Genomic DNA, 22,579 nt, shown 5'->3' with positions numbered 1-22,579 from the left:
GATCTTCAACTTTTAAGTTTCATAAACTGCCACACCGGGCTGCAAACCGAAGCATGCACTTCTTTGGCAAAGTTGAGCATGCCTTCATATCCAGCCAGAGCTTCTTTTCGCTCGTGGTTGTGATCGCAAAAACCCAACCCCAGTTTGTAGGCGATCGGACGTTCCTTTACCCCGCCGATGAAAAGATCGGCACCGGTTTGTTTTACAAATTCCGCCAGCTCATTTGGGTTGGAGTCATCCACGATGATCGTCCCTTCGTCGCATAATTCCTGCAACAATTCATAGTCGTCCTGATTCCCGGTTTGTGAGCCAACCACCACCGCTTTCATTCCGATTAAGCGCAGCGCTTTGACCAGTGAAATGGCTTTAAAAGCGCCTCCCACATAAATCGCTGCTTTTTTACCTTCCAGCCTTTGTTTATATCCCTGTAGGGCGGGAAGCAACTTGCTCAATTCTTCTTTCACCAACATCTGCGCTTTTTGCATCATCTCTTCAGATTTGAAAAATTTGGCCACTTCATATAAAGCATCCGACATATCTTCAATACCGAAATAGGAAACTTTCATAAACGGGATACCATATTTTTCTTTCATCTCTTTCGCCAAGCCAATCATTGAACCGGAGCATTGCACCACATTCAATTGTGAGGTGTGGGCTTTTCGAACGGTATCAATCCGGCCATCACCGGTCATTGCAGCAAGCAGGTTCACTCCCATCTTCTTGTAGTATTCGGCTAACATCCAGAGTTCGCCAGCGAGATTGAAGTCGCCCAAAATATTGATGCTGTATTCCGGGGCTTTGAACTTGGTATCCGTTCCAATCAGTGACGACAAAGCACCGCAAGCGATTTTATAGCCATCTTTTTTCGTTCCGCTAAAACCTTCGGACATGACCGGAATGACATCAATGCCTTTTTCGCGAGTTACCCGCCGGCACACGGCGGCCACATCATCGCCAATCACTCCCACAATACAAGTTGCATACACAAAAGCACCTTTGGGTTTATAGGTATCAATCAAGCTGATCAATGCCTGATACAATTTCCTTTCACCCCCAAACACTACTTCTTTTTCTTTTAAATCCGTGGTGAAACTCAAGCGATGAATCTGCGGACCCGAAGATAGCGCTCCGCGAATATCCCAGGTGTAAGCGGCACAGCCCACCGGCCCGTGAATCAAATGCAAAGCGTCGGCAATTGGATAAAGCACCACCCTCGATCCGCAGAATACACATGCCCGCTGACTGACCGAACCGGCCACACTGGCTTTACCGCAAGCTATGGATGCATCATTTTTTCCTTTGGTAAGGATTTGGCTTTGCCTGTCTCTAATAAATGTATTCATTCGCATCTGATTTTTAGGAAAAGGGGACAGCACGTTGCCCCCTTTCTGTTGAGATTAATAAGAACACGTTTTAAAGGGATGTCGCCCTGGAGATCCTTCGCGGAGAGACTGACATGAAGGATATTTTCAGTTCTTTACATGGTCAACTCAAATGATTCTTCCGGTGAAGTGGCATCAATCTTGTCCATCAAGGCGCCCAGGATTTTTTCCAGGATTCGTAAGGCTCCCATGTATCCGACTAATGGGAAATAGCTGTGCCCGATCCGGTCCAAAATTGGAAAGCCCATTCGAACAAAAGGAATGCCTTCGTCTCGCGAAATGTATTTTCCATAGGTGTTGCCAATAATAAGGTCAACCGGCTCCTGCTTAATCCACTGATGCATCAGTAACATGTCGGCTTGCGGCCCGTTTTTGTACTTCGCCTCCGGGCAACGCGGTGAAAGAATTTCGGCTATGCGCCTTTCAAAGGCTTTCCCGGGAGTGCCTGAAACGGTGTAAACTGGCTTCATATCCATATCTGCCAAAAATTCAATCAAAGGCAAAATATTATCCGGGTCACCAAAAACAGCCACGCGCTTGCCATACAGGTATTGGTGCATGTCGGTAATGGCATCGACCAGGCGTCCGCGCTCATTCGCCAGACTTTCAGGAATGCAGACTTTCCCGGCTTTGGCCATAGCTTGAATAAAACGATCGGTCGCCCTCAACCCAATGGGCAGTTCAACAATATCGAACGGTACTTTGCATTTGTTGTCCAGTGCAATGGCCGCTTTTCGCGTGCCCCATTCGCCCAGCCCAATGGTTCTCATGCTATCACCCATACTCACCATGTCAGGAATAGTCGTCCCGCCTTTGGGGTACATTTCGTATTTCCCGGTCATTGGGGTATCCAGCACATCCGAAGTATCAGGCAGCAAAACGGTTTTCATTTTCATCAAGCGTGACAGGCGTTTGAGTTCGCGCATGTCGGAAGGTTCAACCCAACCAGCCAGCAAATTGATCTGCCGTCTTTTTTCCTCTGTTCTCTCCGGGAAGTATTTCACAATACCTTCCAGCATGTTGGCGTAACCGGTCACATGCGATCCCACATAACTTGGAGTTGAAGCCTGAATGACGTGCTTCCCCAAAGGTACTTTGCCTTCTTCACGGGCTTTGATAACCATTTGGTTCAGGTCGTCGCCAATGGTTTCGGACAAGCAAGTGGAATGAACAGCAATGATTTCCGGTTCATAAATTGCAAAAATATTGTCGATAGCTGTCATCAAGTTGGCTTGTCCGCCAAAAACGGATGAACCTTCGGTGAACGAGCTGGTTGAAGCCATCACCGGCTCCTTGTAATGACGGGTTAGCGCGCTGCGGTGGTAAGAGCAGCAACCTTGCGAACCATGGCTATGTGGCAGGCATCCGTGAATTCCCAAAGCAGCATACATGGCACCCACCGGCTGGCAAGTTTTTGCCGGATTCACAGTCAAAGCTTTCCGCTCCTTTACTTGGTTTGTTGTATGTTTTAGTAACATCTTTTATCCTCCTTATTTTTAAGCTTCAATAGTCATACTTCCAACGATTTCCGGTTCATGCTTCCAGGGTGTGTCCACCAGTTTCCAAATGTTGGTTGCCAGCATGCGTTGCATTTCTGTGTAAAAATTAATTGCTCCTCCAAAGGCTGCATATGGGCCGCCGTAGTCATAAGAGTGCAACTGTTTGAGCGGGACTCCATATTTTTGCACCACATACTTTTCCTTGATGCCGGCACAAAACACATCGGGCTTGTAAAATTCTATCAACTTCTCCGTTTCCCAGTGGTTGACGTCATCAATCACCAGTGCATTTTTCTTCATATCAGGCATCATCCCGGCGTAATCGCTGAAGGTGTAACCTGATCCTTTGAGCGATTCCTTCTTCTCAACCAAATCGTCTCTGAAGTGAGCCTCATCTTTTGATACCACAAGGTCTTCAATGTTCCGGGTATCGGCATCAATTTTAATTGAAGGAATGACTTTCCGGCCCTCGTAGTCATCGCGGTGGGCAAACTCGTAACCGGCCGAAACCACCCGAATGCCCAGTTCAGCAAATAAATCCTGATAGTGGTGAGCCCGCGATCCACCCACGAACATCATGGCCAGTTTACCTTCCACCGATGGTATGACCAAATCGGCAACCGCTTTCACTTTAGCCATTTCACGATCACAGATTTCATCCACCTTGGCTGTTAATTCGGGGTCGCCAAAATAGTCGGCAATTTTTTTCAGTGATTTGGCCGTTGACTCGGCTCCAATGAAATTCACCTTCACCCAGGGGATGCCGTATTTTTCTTCCATCATCTCTGCAATGTAGTTGATGGAGCGGTGGCACATTACCATGTTCAGGTCGGCGGTGTGGGCATATTCCATGCTTTCGATGGTTGAGTTTCCGGAGAAGGTAGCCAACAAGGTGATGCCGGCTTCTTCGAACAAACGTTCTATTTCGAATGCATCGCCACCAATATTGTATTCGCCCAACAAATTCACCTGAAATTTTCCGGTGCGTTCCCTGTCAGTGTTGCCGATCACGTGTTTGAATACACCGTTGTTGGCGATGTGGTGGCCGGCTGACTGTGATACACCGCGGTATCCTTCGCAGCTGAAACCAAAGATGTTGATCCCCAGCTCGGCTTTCATTTCGCGGGCGACGGAATGGACATCGTCGCCAATCAGCCCTACCGGACAAGTTGAGAAAACTCCGATAGATTTGGGCTTGAATAGTTCGTATGCTTCACGGATCGCTTCCTTCAGTTTGGCTTCTCCGCCAAACACGATATTTTCATCCTGCATATCGGTGGAAAACGAATAGGTGATAAAGTTGTCGCCACCGTCGGGCACACGGGTTTGATTGCGGCGGGTAAGCCAGGCGTAAAAGCTGCAGCCGATTGGCCCGTGTACCAGATTGATGATGTCGCGGGTAGGGCCCAAAACAACGCCCTTGCATCCCGCGTAGGTACACCCGCGTTGGGTAATAATCCCGGGGACTGTCCGCACGTTGGCCAGAATTTCCTGCTCTTGTCCCGGGTCGTTGATCAATATTGACTTTTCCCGCTTTTTGGCGATCTTCCGGGGATATCTCTTCAGAATCTCTTCCCGAAGTGCAGAAGGATCCGGTAATCCGTTTGTAAAATCTTTTCTATTTACCATTGCTTTTACTTTTTATCAAAGAATTGTTGTGCCAGTTTCACCTGTACGAACACGACATGCATCATCCAGTGGAAGGACGAATATTTTGCCGTCTCCGGGAGCAGGAGTCCGGTTAACTTTAATAATCGTATCAATTGTTAGTTGAACGTTGTAGTCGGAAACAGCGATATTCAGGACACGCTGTGGTCTGAGCCGGGGTTCTTTTCCCAGGTGAGCCAACGCTTCGGGCGTATCGTTTTTAACGCCCTCCAGCACTTTGGCATCCCATAAGCCTTTCCCGCGCCCGAAAACTTTTCCGGTTGCGGTCATCGAAGTGATGCCCGCTTCAGTCAAGGCTTTTTTTGTTTCGTTCATTTTATCGATGCGGATAATGGCCAATATCATCTTCATAATCATTGGAATTTAAGGTTATAACTCTTTTGTTCCCCGACTGATGGTATAGGCTTCATCAACGGATGTGACGAATATTTTTCCATCTCCAAAAGCGCCGTTTGGTTCCGTGCGGGCAGCTTCCAGAATCGTTGAAATGGCAAACTCCTTGTCTTCATCTTTCACCACGATGATTAACATCTCCTTGGGCAGTTCATCGTAAGTCACATCCCCGATTTTAATGCCCCGCTGTTTTCCGCGACCTACCACGGGAATCTTGGTCACAGCCACGTAACCGGCTTCAAAAAGGGCTTTCAATACTTTGCTTGATTTATCGGGACGAATAATTGCTCTGATCATTAACATAGTTTGTTCTCCTATTTTTTTTTGTTAGTTAAGAATGCCGAAGTTGACCAACAGGTCTTCTAAATCTTCCATTTCCAGCGGATTTGGAATGACGAACATGGTGTTTTCGTCCATCGCTTTGGCAAGTGCCCGGTACTCGTGGGCCTGGTTGTGTTCCGGATCAAATTCAATCACCGTTTTACGACTAATTTCGGCACGCTGTACCATGTTATCGCGGGGTACAAAGTGAATCATCCTGGTTCCGAGTTTCCGGGCCAGTTCTTCAATCATCTCCCGTTCGTTATCCACATTTCGTGAGTTGCAAATCAAGCCCCCCAAACGAACCCCGCCTGCTTCGGCATATTTACGAATCCCCTTGCAAATGTTATTAGCCGCATACATGGCCATCATTTCGCCCGACACCACGATGTAAATCTCCTGGGCTTTTCCTTCGCGCATGGGCATGGCAAAACCACCACAAACCACATCTCCCAACACATCATAAAAGGTGTAATCAATTTCAAACTTGTCGTCCCATGCGCCCAACTGCTCCAACAGGTTAATGGCGGTAATGATCCCACGGCCGGCACAGCCTACTCCTGGCTCAGGGCCACCTGATTCGACACAGCGTACACCACCATATCCAGCCTTGACGATATCTTCCAACTCAACATCTTCGCCTTCTTCGCGAAGGGTGTCCAACACCGTTTTTTGTGCCAATCCACCCAACAGCAATCGGGTGGAGTCGGCTTTTGGGTCACATCCAACAATCTTTACCTTTTTGCCGGCTTCGACCAATCCGGCAATGGTGTTTTGGGTTGTGGTTGATTTACCAATTCCACCTTTCCCGTAAATAGCGATCTTTCTCATCTTTTTCAATTTTTTGAGGGTTTAACGTTTTTGCTTTGCTGAAGCCCTTAACGAGAAGAATGCCAAAGGGGAAATTTCAAATTCCAAGTCCCATTTCCAAATTCCAAAAGCGCTGTATTCCTGGACGTTGGCCCTGATAAACTTTTTTGGCACGGGTTTTTTACGATTCAAGATTCCTACATTTTGGTAGGATGAAGGGGAGCGGAATACATTTCATGCTAAACAGCATAAAGTGACTGTTTATGGGAACTTGCTGAGGATTTACACTGGCTTAACCTACATTTTTGTGGGATGGTCGGAGGGCAGGGAGTCGAGAGCGAAGGGCAGAGCGCTATACGCCGGACAGGTCCAGCAGAAATCAGCTATGGTTGGAGGTGCGCCGGAATTAACTTGCATGGAGAAGTCTGCGCTTTTCGGCAAGTGTGTCCATGCTTCTCATGGACTATTCCATGAAGATCGTGAAATAGTCCGTAGTTAGCGAAGACAAGGAAATGACTTACATGGAACTGATTTATACCTTAAATCGCCAGGCATCGATCTCATATTTTTTGATGCGGGTGCCCAGCATACGCTCTGTCACTTTCAGGTGTTCGGCGGCTTTGGCAATGTTTCCGTTTGTGGTGGTCAGCGCCTCGCGGATCAGTTGCTGCTCTACTTGCTCAACGGTGTAAGTCAGGCCTCCCCGGGCGCCGGTATTCGTCGAATCGGCGGTTTGCAACGAGGGTGGCAGATTATAACTGTGAATCACATTGTCCTGTGTCAATATGCAAGCTCTTTCAATGCAATTTTCAAGCTCGCGGATGTTACCCGGCCAGGAGTATATCATCAGCATGTTCAGGGCCGAAGTGGTGATCCGCTTGATTTTGGCATTGTTCCGCTTGTTAAACTTCTCTATAAAATGATCCACAAGCATCGGAATGTCGTTTCGGCGTTCGCGTAAGGAAGGGATAAAAATGGGAAAGACATTGATCCGGTAAAACAGATCTTCGCGAAATTCACCACGTTCAATCATTTCTTCCAGTTTTCGGTTGGTCGCGGTAATAATTCGAACATCAACCTTGATGGTTTCAGTGCCGCCAAGGCGTTCGAATTCCCGTTGCTGAATAATCCGCAAAATTTTCACCTGGGTTGACAAGGGAATGTCGCCAATTTCATCCAGGAAAATAGTGCCTCCATCAGCCAGCTCAAAGCGTCCTTTTCGCTGGCCGTTCGCTCCTGTAAATGCTCCCTTCTCATGCCCAAACAACTCACTCTCAATCAGACTATCCGGCAATGCAGAACAGTTCACCTTAATAAAACTCCCCCTTTCGCGTTTACTCCTGAAGTGGATCGCATCGGCAACCAATTCTTTACCAATTCCACTTTCGCCACGAATCAGAATGGTTGAATTCGTTTCGGCAACCATATTCACCAGTGAGTAAACATCGCGCATCTTGGCGGAGTTTCCAATCATATTTAAGGTTGAATTATCACCTTTCAGCAGGTTTTGCAATTCCTGATTTTTCTGCCGAAGCAGCTCCATTTCCTCCATTCGTTCCTGCCGCGAACGAACGACGCGTGAGATGAGGCTCCCGATGATGGACAACAGCTTTAAGTCCTCGTCGTTGGTGATAAACGGATTGAAAATCCGCACCAAGCTCAGGGTGCCGGTCACCTTTCCCTCCTCAATGATCGGTACACAAATGAAACTCAGTTCTTCGCCACCATCCGACTTCAGCTCCTGCTGGGTCCGATTCAAAAACAGGCTCGATTTCGAAATTTTTTCGACGACCACCGGCCGCGCCAACTCCACCACTCGCCCGATGATGCCTTCTCCCAGTTTGTATTTCCCGCGGGCTTGCTGTGCCGGGCTGTAACCGTAAGCCGACTCAATATAAATGTTGGAGTTTTTCCGATTGAAAATAGTCAGTAGACTTCGTTCAGCCCCCAGGTGGCGGACTAAAATCTCAAGGATCGATGTTAAATCGTTCTTTAACTCTTTGCTTTGGATTAAGCGCTGACTGATTTCGGAGAGCAAAACCAGCTCCTTTAAACCATAACATTCACTTCCCGCCTTCTTGCACTTAAATTCCATCTATTTTTTCCTTTCTGAAACACAATGAGGTACAATTATTACTTTTTGCTATAAAATTGCGAAGTCTAAAAGACATATGCACTACAAGCAATTAAAATCAAGATCATATTAATATTCTATTAACAAGACTCGGTAGTCCGAATTCAAGCTATCCTAACAAATCAAGAGCGCCAAATCCAGCTGCTTTGCGATCCAGTTCCTGTTCTTCATCGCCATAAACGATTGAGTGCCATTTTTCATGCAGAACTTTACAACTGAATTGATAGCTTTGTCCAACACAATTACTATCTTTTCGAAAAATTAGCGAGCACCATGAGCATGTTACTGTTCTATTTGATTTTAGCGTTGGGGATTTCCTTTTTGTGTTCAATTCTCGAGGCCGTTCTTCTTTCCGTCAACTTCTCGTTCATCTACCTAAAAGAACAGGAAGGAAACCACGCAGCCAAAACGCTCAAGGCACTAAAAACCAAAATTGATCGCCCGCTGGCGGCCATCCTTACTTTGAATACCGTAGCTCACACCGTTGGGGCGGCCGGAGTCGGTGCTGAAGCGACGAAAGTATTTGGAGCTGCTTATTTCGGAATCATCTCGGCAGTACTTACGATTTTAATCTTGGTTTTTTCGGAAATCATTCCAAAAACCATCGGGGCCCGGTATTGGCGCGAACTATCCTTACCATCAGCCCGAGTTATCCAGCTTTTAATTATTATCGCCTATCCGTTGGTATTACTGACTGAATTCATCACTCATGCCGTTTCGAAAAACAAGCCGGAGCAATCGGTCAGCCGCGAAGAAGTCGCCATGCTGGCTTCGCTGGGATTGAACGAAGGGATTTTTAAGGAAACCGAAAGCAAGATCATTATCAACCTGATTCGGTTGCGGGAGATCAAAGTGAAAGACATCATGACTCCGCGAACCGTGATGCTGGCTGCACCAGAAACCACGACTCTGGCTGACTTTTTTGGGCAGGAGAGCTTTTTTCAGTTCTCACGGATTCCGATTTACCAGGAAAGTATTGATAAAATTACCGGCTATGTCCTGAAACAGGATGTGATGGAAAAACTGGCTGCCGGCGCTACCGAAGATTTGCTCGAATCGCATAAAAGAGAAATTGTGGTTTGCTACGAGAATGTTACGGTGCCGGTTCTGTTTGAAAAACTGCTGTTTAAAAAGGAACACATCGCCTTGATCATTAATGAATATGGTGGAACAGAAGGATTGGTGACCATGGAAGATGTGATTGAAACCATTCTCGGACTGGAAATCACCGACGAAAAAGATATCCAAACCGATATGCAACAACTCGCCCGCGACCGCTGGGCTAAACGGACGAAAGATATCAATATCAAATAAAGAAAAGAGTGATGAAACATATCATCCTATTTTTCAAGCATTTAAGACCGCCTGATTCGTAGATTCTACTTTCAGCTACCCTCTTCCCCATTATAGCCGATCTTCAGCTACCTCAAACTGAAGTACCCAAGCATAGCCAGCCGGTGGGTTTTTCCGCAACTTCTCCGGAATTTGGACTAGCATGCCACTTCCTGATTTTTTCCAACTCAAAGATTTCTCATCCCCAAGTAGCCTTACTTTCGCTCCTTTTTTTGGCTGGAAAGTACGCACGTAGATCTCTGCAGGCAACTGCTCTTGTTCTTCATCGGCCAGGTAAATGGCATTAATCGTACTGGAGTCTTTCGCTCTGGTAAAACAAATATTGGCTTCTTTATACGGAGCAATGGCCCGTGTGTTGTATATAGCTTCGCCATTGACCTGGATCCAATCTCCGATTGCTTCCAATAAATGATAAGCCTCATCATGCCAGGTTCCATCCGGTCCAGGAGCAATATTGTAAAGTAAGTTTCCCCCCTTTGCCACAATGTCAACCAACATATGAATTGCTTCTCTCGGACTCATGTATTGCGCATCGGGGACATAAGACCAACCACCACCGGCAATAATACACGACTCCCATGGAAATGGCAAAGCTTCTTCCGGTACTTTATTCTCGGGAGTCAAATAGTTTTGATTTTTCCCTTCCACGGCACGATCAACCACAATTAATCCGGGCTGCTTTTCGCGCGCCTTTGCAACCAGTTCGTCCATTTTAATGTCCTGGTTCACAGCAAATGACTTCAAGAAGCCAGACGAAGTCCCCATTGCTTTGCGAATCAACGCATGTTGCAACTCTTCTTTTGAAGACTTTGCAACCCAACCCCCATCTAACCACAAGATATCAATCTTGCCATAGTCCGTTAGCAACTCCAAAATTTGATTGTGCGTGAAATCAACAAACTTTTGCCATTTTTCAGGATAGGCTTCCGGATCATAGTTCACATTTCGATTAAATGGAGGAAAGTAAGGATCCCAATAATAATCAGAATGCCAGTCAGGTTTTGAGAAGTAGGCTCCTGCCCATAAGCCTTCGCTCCTGAAAGCATCAAAAATTTCTTTGGTTATATTGGCTTTCGAATTTGTATGAAAGGCACACGCTTGGTCAGTTACCTTGTAATCTGTATATTTTGAATCAAACATGCAAAATCCGTCATGGTGTTTTGTGGTAAAAATGACATACTTCATACCAGCTTCACGGGCTGCCTGGGCCCATTTCGCGGGGTCAAAACCGACTGGATTGAAGGTATTTTTCAGGGATTCATATTCCTTCACATACTCGAAGTAGCTGTCAGGGCTATTTCCTTTCTCCCGCTGACACCACCCATAGTCTTCCGGGCAAATTGACCAGGACTCGACAATGCCCCATTGACTGTATGCACCCCAGTGCATCAGAAGACCAAATTTCAAGTCTTGCCATTGATCCAATTTTTCATTGACTAGTGGATCATGTTCCGGATGATATCTTTGTCCTTCATATTCATGAACCATCTGAGCTGAAGCACTCAGGACCAGCACAATTAAACAGAAACTCGCGAGTAGTTTTTTCATGATGCTTTTTTTTAATTGGTTACATATTCTTAAAAAATGATCGAAACCCTGCTGTGTTCATTCGTTTGTTGGGTTATCTGCCAGCTACCAAATGACAAATTTTAAACATTTTCCCTAAAAACTACAACTTTTGAATTCTTTTCTAAAGATGGTGACTTTTGGCGTTTTTCTGCCAATGATACTAAACATTACTTTGCACACCGAATCGACTGACTATTGTTCTGGAAGAATTTAATGAGACCATTTTTGCTATCTGCGTCTTCTTAAAAACCAAACAAACTGCTCACTCAACCTCATGAAGTCGAACACAAGCAATATGCCCAAAAAAGTCTTTTCACGATTCTCGTCTAAAAACCGACATACAGAAAAGGAGGTCCGCAGACCTCCTTCCATTCACTAACAATAACTATATGAAAAAAAAACTAAAATCCACCATCATCATAATCCATTTCGCGTGTGCCATCGCCACCATTTCGTTCCATTTTAAAGTTGTTAATCTTGTAGCTCAAGGTTAAAGTGAGCACCTGCGATTCTCTTTCGCGCTTATATACATCGTAAAAATCAACGCCCGTCGAAGTCCGCTCAAATTTCATGGTTCCAAAAACATCGCGCAAACCTATAGTCGCTGTCAGTTTATCTTCCATCAAATCCTGACGATAAGCCAGGTTGGTGAAAAAGAAACTGGACCGTTCGCCCTGTGCCGAAACCGACGGTCCGCGATAATATCCTGTCAACTGCAAACGCGACGAAGGACCGAACTTCACCGTTGTATTCAGCCGCCCGGTGTAGTTGGTACTTTTCCGGTCGATCGATTCGCCCAAAATCTCGCCTTCAATCCGATACCGGTAAAGCGAAAAACTGGTGTTGAAAATCAGCCAGTCGTCAATATTGATATTTCCCATAATTTCGGAACCCAGCGAATAGTCATTATTCAGGTTCTCAGTGTTGATGTAAAAAATACCGTCATCGCCCAACTCGGTAACCTGAGTAATGAGGTTGTTGGTTACCCTGTAAAATCCTTCGAGCGAGATAAACGATTTTCCCCAATTTTTCATGACACCAACTTCATACGAATCGGTATATTCCGGCTCCAACTCCGGATTACCATAACGAATGGTGTACCGATTGTAGTAATTCGGAAACGGGTCCAGATCGCGGCCACCCGGTCGGTCGATCCGCCGGCTGTAGCTGGTCATCAATTGGGTTTTATTTAGAAACTCGTAGGATAAGTGCAAGGTTGGAAACACATCGAACCGGTTTATTTCGGCCGGTTCATCCGCTTTTTCATGTTCAATGCTCCGGTTTACATACTCGCCACGAAGCCCAAGCTGGTACCTGAAACTTCCGAAATTGCTGGCAAACGTACTGTACGCGGAAAAAATGTCGCGTTTGAAATGCTGCGAGCTTGAGAAATCGGGGTTGTCAATGTATTGATTGTTCTCATTGTCCCAGTCATTAAAGGAATAGTTTTCAAACTCCCTGTCAATCCGGCTCTGTAACCCAGCTTCAAAACGCCCTTCCTCACCAACGGGTTTGGTGTAATCCAACTCAAAGCGGTACTCATCTTCGTCTTCTTCCTCAATGGTTCGCACACGAGCCAGGTAGCCACCTGTCCGCTCGTAATTTGAATTAGCAAAAAACTCATCCTCAAACTCATAATCATCACCTACACTATTTGAATAATAAAACAGGGCATCCAGCTTGTGCGTTCCGTCTTCATTGAATTTTTGCTGAAAATTGAGGTTGGTATTCACGTAAGTTCCTTCGCGGTTAGAGTTCTCCACTTCAACCGAATAAACATCGGTATTTGCAGGTTCGGTATATTCGTGCAACAGACTCTCTCCTCCGCCTTTCCGGCCGTACTGGCCGTAGGTTCCTGAAAGTGTCAGGGTCGCCAAATCGGTCAAATAAATATCCAGCCCCCCCTTAAAGCGGTGCCCGTTCCGCCCAAAGTCCCGGGTTCCTTCCGAAATCAAATACCTGGTTGTATCCTGCAGGTAGGTTTCCCGGTACAAATTTCCCGACCCGTAATAGGTTTCGTCATTAAAATCAGCGCCAAAAAACAGGTTCGTCTTTTTTGTTTTATAGTTCAGGGTCAGGTCTGTCCGGTACTTGTCGCGCGTGCCAACCATCGCGTTAATAATGCCGTTGAATCCGGATAACACGTTCTTTTTCAAGACCACATTTATAATTCCGGCCATCCCGTCCGGGTCGTATTTGGCTGACGGGTTGGTAATAATCTCGATATTTTCAATCACGGCTGCCGGTAATTGACGTAAGGCATCGCTTCCCTCAATGACGCTGGGCTTCCCGTCAATCAATACCGTAAAACTTCCTGATCCACGCAAACTCACGTTCCCCTCAATATCAACTTCAATTGAGGGTGTATTCTCCAACACATCGACAGCCGTCCCACCTGCCGCATTAATATCCTGGCTGACGTTCACAATTTTTTTGTCTATTTTATATTCGATCCGTGACCGGTCGGCAACCACATTGACCGCACCGATTTCCTGCGTGGATGGTTCCAATGCGATGATTCCCAGATCAATCTGACGATTATTTGAATTGATTCGGATGTTGTTGATTCTTGTCTTATTAAATCCAATAAAGTTTGCTTCAGCATAATAAGTTCCAAAGTCGATTTGTTTGATCACAAATTCACCTTTACTATCGGTTATTCCACCCGAAACCAGCGATGAGTCGTCGGGATTATAAATGGAAATGTTAGCATATTCCATGCTTTGTTTGGTGTCAGCATCAATGATCTGGCCTCGTACAATTGCCTTTGCCTCAGGAGTATTTTCAATTTCTCCGGGAGGCTGGGCCACAGCCGAGATATTCAATATTAAAAAGAGTAAAAGAAGGGCCTTGCCAAAATTCATATTCTCGTATTTATTGGGTTCATGTTCTACGACAGAAAATAGGAAGGATGGTTTAAAGACTCGCAGGTATTTTATTGTTAACATTTGTAAACGGAAAATTGAAGCAATTGGCTGGTTTGAGATCATCAGCAACGTCTCATTTTATTTTCAATCCGGAGCTTCTTTTCGTTATCTTTGTCTTCGACAACTAAATTTTTATCAACTATTTTCTATTAAATCATTAACCATGACAAATTTTAACATGAAAGCAAAAAGTATCTTGATTGCTTTAATTCTCGTGATGTTCTCGGCATCAGTATTTGCCGGGAATAAGGCACCAAAAAAAGAAAAGGAAATTGGTATTCAACTCTGGTCGGTCCGCGACGATATGAGTAAAGATGCCGAAGGGACCATCGCTAAGCTGGGCGAAATTGGCTATGCTTATGTGGAGGCCGCCGGATACAACGATGGCAAATTTTACGGTATGGAACCCGCCGAGTTCAAAGCTTTGCTCGCCAAGCACGGCATGACCATGAAAGGTTCGCACACCGGGATGAACCTGCCGAAAGAAGGCGAATGGGATCAGGCGATGGACTGGTGGAAAACCTGCATTGAAGCGCACAAAACTGCAGGCGCCAAGTGGATCGTAAAACCCTCGATGGGACGTGAGTCATACGAGGATCTGGCCGTATTGAAACAATATTGCGACTACTACAACACCGTTGGCGAAATGTGTAACAAAGCCGGCATTCGTTTCGGGTACCACAACCACGCCCAGGAGTTTACTACGGAATTGGAAGGAAACATCTTCTACGACTACTTGCTGCAGAATACCGATCCTGACAAAGTCATGTTTCAATTAGACTTGTACTGGATTGCCGAAGGAGGTAAAAATGCCCTTGACTATTTCAAAAAATATCCCGGACGTTTTGAATTGTACCATGTAAAAGACGTGGAAGAGCTGGGCGCCAGTGGCAAGATGGATTTTGAACCCGCCTTTAAGATGGCGAAAAAAGCCGGCATGAAAGACTATATTGTTGAAGTGGAACGATACAACTTTGAGCCGCTGGTAAGTGTAGAAAAAAGCTTTGAATTTTTAAATGAAGCCAAATACACCAAGTAATTGAAATAAAGTTGATTGCTATTGAAGCTCCCTGATCGCCATTCAGGGAGCTTTTTTATGAAGTTTAATCGCCGGGAATGCGCAATTCAAAGGAGCATATTCGTGCATCCGTGGCTATCCTTCCTTCGCCCCAAATTTTGGATCAATCTTCAGAAAATTGATGATAATAAAACCCGGAATGGTACAAATCATCACCCAAACAAAAAAGTATTGGTAGCCGATCTGCTCCTGGACCCAACCACTGATCATGCCGGGCAGCATCATCCCCAGGGCCATAAAGCCAGTACACAATGCGTAATGAGCCGTTTTGTGTTTTCCTTCCGAAAGGTAGATCATAAAAAGCATGTAGGCGGTAAATCCAAACCCGTAACCAAACTGTTCCACCACGACCGCAGCGGTAACAATTCCCAAATTCTGCGTCTGTACAAAAGCCAGAAACACATATACCAGGTTGGGTAGGTTCATGGCCAACACCATCGGCCACAACCAGGTTTTAATGCCATGGCGCGAAACCGCAATTCCACCTAAAATACCACCAAGGGTAAGCGCAACAATTCCGGCCGTACCGTATACAAAACCGATGTTGCTGGTTGTTAACGCCAGTCCTCCGTCTGAAATCTCATCCAACAAAAACGGTGAGGCCAATTTAACCAGCTGAGCTTCACCCAAACGAAAAACCAGTATAAACACCAAGGCCACGCCAATGCCTTCCTTTTTAAAAAACGATGTGAACGTCTCCCAAAACTTGGCCAGTGCTTCTTCCACCGTCTGATGCTCGTGCTTCACGTCGCTCGTTGGGTAGGGCAAAATCAACAGGTGCCACAAACTAAAGGCAGCAAAAAGAGCCGCAAAAATGAAAAACGTAATGCTCCAGGCCCAGGAGGTACTTTCAGCAATGGTTTCCATGTGCCCTGCCAGAATCACCAGCGGCCCCTGTCCCGCCAGCATGGCAAAGCGGTAAAAAGTATTTCGGATCCCCACAAAAAATGCCTGATCGTGCTTGGTGAGTCCTAGCATATAAAACCCATCCGCGGCAATATCGTGTGTAGCCGAGCTGAAGGCCATCAACCAAAGGAAAGCCAGGCTAGATTGAAAGAAATTGCTCATCGGCAAGGTGAACGCAACACAAGCCAGCGACACACCCACAAGCAATTGCATGCTGATAATCCAAAATCGCTTGGTGCGCAGGTTATCTACAATGGGGCTCCAAATGGGTTTGATAACCCAGGGCAGATATAGCCAACTGGTGTACAGCGCAATGTCAGTATTCGAGATATCTAGCCGTTTGTACATGATCACTGAAACGGTCATCACCAAAACATAAGGCAGGCCTTCGGCAAAGTACAGTGAGGGGATCCAGGCCCAGGCATTGCGGGTTGTTGCTTTTTTCATTCGTTTAATCTAGTATATTTTCTTCAACTCGGCACCCTTAAAATAGTGTTTTAGAATGGATTGATAGTCGTATCCTTTTTCGCCCATTACGGCGGCGCCAATCTGGCAAAGGCCAACACCGTGTCCCCAGCCGGCACCAGACAGTTCAATTTGCTGCGGAATTCCTCCCTGCACGTCATGGTAATCAACGACAAAAGCAGAACTGTACAAATGCGACTCAGACAAAGCGCGGCGGATTTCCAATTCCTTGCCGATAATCATCGTCCTTTTAACCCCAACAATTCTCAGTTTGATCAGGCGTGAGGAATGCCCGCGCTCAACCGGCTCCAGGCGAATAACTTGCCCAAAGTCGATGCCTGTTTTCTTGAGCAGCAAGGAGGAAAGTTGCTCCTGTGTGTAGCTCATCCTCCAACGATAAAAATCGGTGGTTGCCTGATCAAAATCTGGCAGAACCTGCGACAGAATCTGTTTGTCGTTGGTGTTACAAAATGCATCCGGACTACTTCGAATCCATTCTTCCGCTTCTCCTTCGCGCCTCAGGTCAATGCCTGTGGCTTCGCTGTATTCCGAGTCAAACACTTTACTGAGGTAGCTGTGAGCAACCGGCTGCCACACGTTTTCAAAATTCTCAGACATGCCTCCGCAGCATTTCGAAAAACGGGCATCACAAATTTCATCGCCAAGTATCAAAAACTCGCCAAAGGTATCGTCAACTGAACGGCTGGCTTTCTCATTGACAATCTTTGTTATCCCCTGATAGCGCTGGCAATGATCGTCGGAACATACATCAAAATGGCGGTGGTCCTCACGATCGTACCAGCGGATCATTTCTCCTTCTGTCTCTTGAATTGACTGATTGCTGACTGAACCGGATTTCAATTGTTCGCTCTTATTGATTTGTGCCAGTAGCCAACTTCGAGAGATCACAGCGTGGGCTTTTAGCAAATCGGATGAACTGGTGGCACTCATTTCGGATGAAATAACCGAACGTAAATATTCTTCAAGCAGTACCAGGTTGATGGCGCGCACTTTTCCGCCTTCGACAATCAGTTTTAAATCGCCCCGAAACCGTTGGTTCTCTTTTTGTTCCCAATGGAAATCGATGCCAATGGTCACCCCTTCGAGCAAAAAAGAATCCTCGACCGAACTCGCCTGAAAAATAAACTCCTTGCCTTTCATTTGCTGACCAGAGTCGGAAATGATCACAATCTCCTCTCCAGAGAGCTCCGCCCGAAAACGCAAACCGTTCATTTCTTCTCTGGAGTCGTAATGGCCATCCAGCTCAAAAGTGATCACTTTTTCGGCTAAAATGCCGACCTGAATTTCAGGTTGTCTGTTCATAGCTTCAATTTTACTCGATATTTCAGTTCTTCAAATGCGTGATCATCGATGGATACTTGCCCGTAAATATCGGTTAAATCATCCTGTGTCAGCTTGTCAAAATCTTCTCTCCGCGGAAGAATAACCAGTCCCGCCATCTCGACCGAGGCAGGACTGATCAAAATTTGTTCAGTTCCTTCGGCATAAAACTGTTGCGGCCGTTGCCGTTGCCGTGGGAAAAGCACCACCGTCCACTGTCCGTTTTCGTAGCGCGACAAAATATTCATCATGGGTTCGCTTTCGTCCGAACGCCGGATCATCAAACCCAGGACTACTTCAAAAGAATGAATTAATTCCTTTTTAGAAGTGGACCTCAGGCAGATGAGATTACGCAGGTACTTTTTCCCAAGGGCCGTGATGCTTGTTTGTTCATTCTGAAAGAGTGGCTCGCCCCATTTTTCAAGGACTTGGTTAGTCTCCATATCAAGTGGCATGTGGTTTTTACTTCCTGCCTGAAAATGGAAATGGTCGGGAGCCGATGCACCACATTTTGGGCCGTTATAAAAGATAGTGAATTCGGGCAACGCTTTACTCAGAGTCAACAGATCCGTTAGATAAGGTGCAATTTTCTGCGGAAGATGCTCATTTAATGAAATGGTGAGGTGTCCTGTGAAAATAGGAAACGGATTGATCAGGACGGTGTAATCCTTGCCAAAAGAAACTCCGTGCTGTTCAACAGGCCGATTGGTCTGGCATAAAAAACAGGCGCGTCGCGCAATGGACTTGGCATCGGTCTTGGCAGCCGACGAACGGATCCGCTCGGGGTTGTACTGGGCAAGTATTTTGAATCCATCGAAATCAAATGCTTTCGACTCCACTTTTTCCAACCCAAAATAATTGATCCTGGCAAGCTCCCACTCCCGCTTTTGTTGCTGAATCAAGTCTTTTACCGATATTTCAAACGTGCTCTTAATCATTTTTCAACCATTCTGGTTCTATCACATACACCTGATCACCCTCTTAGGTTTTTTCTTATCCTCGCTTTCAGCTCAAAAGTTCGCAGGCTGTCTTTGTACGCGTTATGCGCATTTTGTCTGATAATATCCAACGAGGCATCCGAGTTGTCTTCCCAGCGCCGGCAACGGTAAATGGCATGATAAATACGCCCAATTTTCCAGGTACGCGAAATGGCTAAGCCAACCGCATAATCTTCGCCATAGCTGGTATTGGGAATCCGGATTTTGCGAAGGATCGGAGTATAAAAGGCTCGCGGTGCACCCAGCCCGTTAATGCGAAGCGCATTGTTTGGACCATTCTCCGGTGTCCATTCCCGGTGGTCAATCAAGCCGGGTGGAATTTGGTCGAGATTGAAGTCGCACATTTGGTACGAACCGATCACCATGGCACATTGCTCTTCGTGAAATTTGTTGACGATTTGTTGTAACGTTGAGTCATCAAAATACAAATCATCACTATCGAGCTGAACCGCAAATCGCCCGCACTTTTCATGGAATACCGCTTCGTTCCAGCATCCGCCAATACCCAGATCGGTGGCATCCGGAATCAGATGAATCAATCGTTCATCTGAATAACTACGCAGCAATTCAGTCGTTCCGTCGGTTGAAAAATTATCTACTACAATCAGGTTGAAGGGAAAATCTGTTTTTTGCGAAAGAACTGAATCCACTGCATCCTTGATCGTTTGAATCCGATTGCGAACGGGAATCACTACCGAAGCTTCCACCGGAAAATCGTCCGAAAACTCAACGGTTTCAAAATTCGGCTCAAGAAAACCACCAATTTTCCGAAGGTGATCAGTGCAAGCCTGCTCCATTTCGATTTGCTTTTCTCGGGCAGTTCCACGCACATAGTCAAACTGCTTTTCGCCCCGACTGGCGTGTGTCGGTTTCAGTCATGCTAAACAGAAACTCAGGGACTCGAATAATCCCGCCCATTCGTGAAGCCAGCAGGCGCAAGCTATAAAATCCGGCATGCTGGTAGTTTGGATGTTTCTCTGAAACGAATTTTTCTAGCACCTCTCTCCTGAACAACTGCACGGGACCGAAATTGAAGTCATCCCGTAAGCTTCCCTGTTGGTAATCAATGACCGGATGATTGGAGCGAACACCAACCGTCAGCTCAAAATAATCAGCATAAAGCATACTTGCCTGGCTCGACTCGGCCAGTTGTAGCATCCGCTCCATCGCAAATTGTCCCAACCCCAGCGAGCTCGGCTGTGTAGCAACCATGACAAAACCAGCTGTCGCTTTTCGGGCTATCAACTCTATACTCTTTGTGGCATTCGGATGATTGACCAGAAGGGTTTCGGCTCCTTCCATCTCAATATTTTTGTTGCTGAGCACAAAGATGGACTGAACCAGCTCTGAAAATTTCAGTTGGCTAATGGTGTGCTGAGTTTCAAGTTTTCCGCAGAAGGAAATGAAACAGTCTATTTTTTGATTCATGAATCAGAGTTTTATAATCACCGGATCTGAGATTTGGCTTTCATTGTGAAGTCGGTCGAGAGCCGACACCCGGAATTCATATTCTATTTTATTGGTCCGTTTATTTAGGCTAAGCTTTGTTTCCTTCGTAATCAAACTGATATATCGCGTGTCATTGGGATCAAAAACTTCACCCACCTTATTTTTATATACAATGTAGCGAACGGCTTTATCAAGTTCATTCTCCGTTTTATCGGGTTTCCATTTCAACACTTTGCCCCACCCCTTTTTCACCTTTCGCGGTGTTGCCGGTGGCTGATTGTCAATCCACGGCATTTCCGGCACCAGCGCAGGATCGGCATACAACTTGGTTTCCAGGGTATCCTGAAACCCGATAATATCGCGGTAAAAATGTTTTGCACTGTAAAACGCACTGCCTCCGATTTCCTGAATCTTTCGAGTCAAGCGAATCTGATCGGGAAGTTGACTGCATTGCCTCCACTCCAATATGCTGGATGCCGGATCGCACTTATAAACCGAGTGCCCGACATATAACGCCCGATTGTAAGCATGATGCTTCCACCAGTTCGACAAGGTCTCAAAGTTCGCGGCCGGATGCCCAATATGCCAATAAAGCTGAGGTAACAGGTAATCAAGCCACCCATTCTCCATCCATTTGATTACATCGGCATATAAGTGATCGTAATTGGTATTTCCTGCTGAGGTCAACGAGCCGCGCTCATCATCGGCAATGTTACGCCATACACCAAAAGGGCTGATTCCAAATTTCACCCAAGGCTTAACCGATTTAATCGCCATACTGAGTTTCTCAATGGTCAGGTCAACATTCTCGCGCCGCCAGTCTTCCAGCTGTTCATCAGCATAGCCCCTCCTGTATTTTCTAAATGAAAGGGTATCAGGAAATGCTTCCCCAATGATCGGGTACGGGTAGAAATAGTCATCAAAATGAACGGCATCAACATCGTAGCGCCTCACCACATCGATTACCACATCGGTAATAAACTGTCTTGTTTCGGGCAAGCCCGGATCAAAATAAAGCGAATTGCCGTATTTCACGACCCAGTCTTCATTGTCAAACGCAATATGCCCTGAAGCCAAAGGTTCATCATATTTCAACGCTACCCTAAACGGATTAAACCAGGCATGAAATTCCATGTTTCGCTTATGGCATTCGTCAATCCAAAACTGCAAAGGATCGTAGCCCGGATCCTGGCCCGGAATACCAGTCAGATAACGAGACCACGGTTCAATATCAGAGGGATAGAATGCATCCGAAGCAGGTCGCATCTGAAAAATGACCGCATTCATTCCAACCTGCTGAAGTTTATTGAGCAAAACGAGAGCTTCCTGTTGTTGAAGAGCAATACTCAATCCCTGCTTGGAGGGCCAATCAATATTGGAGACCGTAGCAACCCACGCGGCCCGGAATTCTCTTTTCGGATTTTGTTGCGAGAAGCTACTCAGCGAAAATAAAAGTAATACCAAACACAGTTTTGAACGCATAAGTCAACATTTAATTCGATTAGTTTGAGGTATAAAATTAGGTCTATTCTCTAAATTAAAACACTTAATTCGCCATCAATCCTCTTGATGTTGAATGCGCCTCTCCAGCTCCAAGTCACAAAGCACTATCCCTGAGCCGATTAAAAAGCAAAAGCTCCGTGTGAAATTTATCCCTGCCCTATCTCCGTCAAAGGCTATTAAAACGAGTGTAGCGCCTCTTTTATTCTTTTGTCGCCTGATGTTTCTATATTGCTTATCGATATCATCATAAATTTTGATGTCATCAATACACAAACGGGCTCTTCAAAAGAAAAGTCCAAGCGACTGACTGATAATCGGTCCTGTTTTAACTCGCTGTTAAGAACTACTATTCTGATCGGATTATTCAAAAATATCTTTGCACATCTTTTGTTTTTTTTGATATCTTTGACCCGAAATCGAAATGTACTTGTTCAGACTTTTGTTTGTTGCAAGTATATTAGTAGCAAACTGGGAATTAGCTGTCTTTCGGGACAGCACACCACAATTTCCAGCTGCTCATGGTTTATTAGGTTTAGTTGGTTTAGGTTAGTTCCCCGAGAAATCGGGGCGGAAAAGGCAGTCAGAGGACTGCCTTTTTATTTTTATAGGAATTATTTAAACCTTTGTCTGTACAAATCGAGGATCAGCCGATATCTCTGAGGAGTTGTGTGTAAATTTGTGTGTATCAAAAACAAAAAAGACCCGAGATCGGGTCTTTTAAATTGCTGATTACCAGGGTGGAGAATATCGGAATCGAACCGATGACCTTTTGACTGCCAGTCA

The 22,579-nt window shown here is 45.7% G+C and carries 17 protein-coding genes; 2 read left to right on the top strand and 15 right to left on the bottom strand.

Features of this window, described 5'->3' with window-relative positions; translation table 11 throughout:
* Positions 1-5: 5 nt before the first annotated feature.
* The 7 genes from nifE to AAC033_RS11270 all read right to left on the bottom strand — a co-directional run bounded on the left by nifE (position 6) and on the right by AAC033_RS11270 (position 8,168).
* A complete protein-coding gene (nifE, locus tag AAC033_RS11300) occupies positions 6-1,343 on the bottom strand; it encodes a nitrogenase iron-molybdenum cofactor biosynthesis protein NifE (protein ID WP_339738122.1) in 1,338 nt (445 codons plus the stop codon).
* A gap of 134 nt (positions 1,344-1,477) precedes the next feature.
* Positions 1,478-2,860 carry a nitrogenase molybdenum-iron protein subunit beta gene (gene nifK, locus AAC033_RS11295; RefSeq protein WP_339738120.1) on the bottom strand — a complete coding sequence of 461 codons (1,383 nt, stop codon included), beginning with the start codon at positions 2,858-2,860 and terminating at the stop codon, positions 1,478-1,480.
* A gap of 18 nt (positions 2,861-2,878) precedes the next feature.
* On the bottom strand, positions 2,879-4,510 hold the full coding sequence (gene nifD / locus AAC033_RS11290) for a nitrogenase molybdenum-iron protein alpha chain (protein WP_339738118.1): 1,632 nt from the start codon (positions 4,508-4,510) through the stop codon (positions 2,879-2,881).
* 15 nt (positions 4,511-4,525) lie between these two features.
* Positions 4,526-4,900, bottom strand: a complete 375-nt coding sequence (locus AAC033_RS11285; protein WP_339738116.1) for a P-II family nitrogen regulator — start codon at positions 4,898-4,900, stop codon at positions 4,526-4,528.
* Positions 4,901-4,918: 18 nt separating this feature from the next.
* Positions 4,919-5,239 (bottom strand): P-II family nitrogen regulator, encoded by a 321-nt coding sequence (locus tag AAC033_RS11280; protein ID WP_339738114.1) that lies wholly within the window; start codon positions 5,237-5,239, stop codon positions 4,919-4,921.
* Positions 5,240-5,269: 30 nt separating this feature from the next.
* A complete protein-coding gene (gene nifH / locus AAC033_RS11275; RefSeq protein ID WP_339738113.1) occupies positions 5,270-6,094 on the bottom strand; it encodes a nitrogenase iron protein in 825 nt (274 codons plus the stop codon).
* 511 nt (positions 6,095-6,605) lie between these two features.
* Complete coding sequence (locus tag AAC033_RS11270; RefSeq protein WP_339738111.1) at positions 6,606-8,168, bottom strand: sigma 54-interacting transcriptional regulator; 1,563 nt, start codon at positions 8,166-8,168, stop codon at positions 6,606-6,608.
* 312 nt (positions 8,169-8,480) lie between these two features.
* Between AAC033_RS11270 and AAC033_RS11265 the strand changes: the two genes are divergently transcribed.
* Positions 8,481-9,521 (top strand): hemolysin family protein, encoded by a 1,041-nt coding sequence (locus AAC033_RS11265; RefSeq protein WP_339738109.1) that lies wholly within the window; start codon positions 8,481-8,483, stop codon positions 9,519-9,521.
* A 90-nt stretch (positions 9,522-9,611) separates the two neighbouring features.
* Here the strand turns inward: AAC033_RS11265 and AAC033_RS11260 are convergent, their stop codons facing one another.
* Together AAC033_RS11260 and AAC033_RS11255 are read right to left on the bottom strand one after the other, a co-directional pair.
* Positions 9,612-11,108: an alpha-L-fucosidase gene (locus tag AAC033_RS11260; RefSeq protein ID WP_339738107.1), complete on the bottom strand. Its 1,497-nt coding sequence runs from the start codon at positions 11,106-11,108 to the stop codon at positions 9,612-9,614.
* A 422-nt stretch (positions 11,109-11,530) separates the two neighbouring features.
* Positions 11,531-13,993 carry a TonB-dependent receptor gene (locus AAC033_RS11255; RefSeq protein ID WP_339738105.1) on the bottom strand — a complete coding sequence of 821 codons (2,463 nt, stop codon included), beginning with the start codon at positions 13,991-13,993 and terminating at the stop codon, positions 11,531-11,533.
* Positions 13,994-14,219: 226 nt separating this feature from the next.
* Here AAC033_RS11255 and AAC033_RS11250 point away from each other — a divergent pair, with 226 nt between their 5' ends.
* Positions 14,220-15,095 carry a sugar phosphate isomerase/epimerase gene (locus tag AAC033_RS11250; protein ID WP_339738103.1) on the top strand — a complete coding sequence of 292 codons (876 nt, stop codon included), beginning with the start codon at positions 14,220-14,222 and terminating at the stop codon, positions 15,093-15,095.
* A gap of 114 nt (positions 15,096-15,209) precedes the next feature.
* Here the strand turns inward: AAC033_RS11250 and AAC033_RS11245 are convergent, their stop codons facing one another.
* The 6 genes from AAC033_RS11245 to AAC033_RS11220 are packed head-to-tail and all read right to left on the bottom strand — an operon-like array spanning position 15,210 to position 21,775.
* Positions 15,210-16,487 (bottom strand): AmpG family muropeptide MFS transporter, encoded by a 1,278-nt coding sequence (locus AAC033_RS11245; protein ID WP_339738101.1) that lies wholly within the window; start codon positions 16,485-16,487, stop codon positions 15,210-15,212.
* Between the two features lie 9 nt (positions 16,488-16,496).
* On the bottom strand, positions 16,497-17,828 hold the full coding sequence (locus AAC033_RS11240) for a SpoIID/LytB domain-containing protein (protein WP_339738099.1): 1,332 nt from the start codon (positions 17,826-17,828) through the stop codon (positions 16,497-16,499).
* Positions 17,825-18,784, bottom strand: a complete 960-nt coding sequence (locus tag AAC033_RS11235) for a DUF4922 domain-containing protein (RefSeq protein WP_339738097.1) — start codon at positions 18,782-18,784, stop codon at positions 17,825-17,827. The genes AAC033_RS11240 and AAC033_RS11235 overlap by 4 nt, the downstream gene beginning before the upstream one ends.
* A gap of 35 nt (positions 18,785-18,819) precedes the next feature.
* Positions 18,820-19,641, bottom strand: coding sequence for a glycosyltransferase family A protein (locus tag AAC033_RS11230; RefSeq protein WP_339738095.1), 822 nt, complete (start codon positions 19,639-19,641; stop codon positions 18,820-18,822).
* 37 nt (positions 19,642-19,678) lie between these two features.
* The gene (locus AAC033_RS11225) at positions 19,679-20,272 is read right to left on the bottom strand and encodes a hypothetical protein (protein WP_339738093.1); all 594 of its coding nucleotides are present in this window, start codon (positions 20,270-20,272) and stop codon (positions 19,679-19,681) included.
* 3 nt (positions 20,273-20,275) lie between these two features.
* Positions 20,276-21,775 (bottom strand): family 10 glycosylhydrolase, encoded by a 1,500-nt coding sequence (locus AAC033_RS11220; RefSeq protein ID WP_339738091.1) that lies wholly within the window; start codon positions 21,773-21,775, stop codon positions 20,276-20,278.
* Positions 21,776-22,579 lie beyond the last annotated feature (804 nt).

It is taken from the genome of uncultured Sunxiuqinia sp. (assembly GCF_963974515.1).
Lineage (GTDB): Bacteria > Bacteroidota > Bacteroidia > Bacteroidales > Prolixibacteraceae > Sunxiuqinia.
The sequence above is the reverse complement of the archived record's forward strand: the minus strand, read 5'-3'. Positions and strand labels throughout refer to the sequence as shown.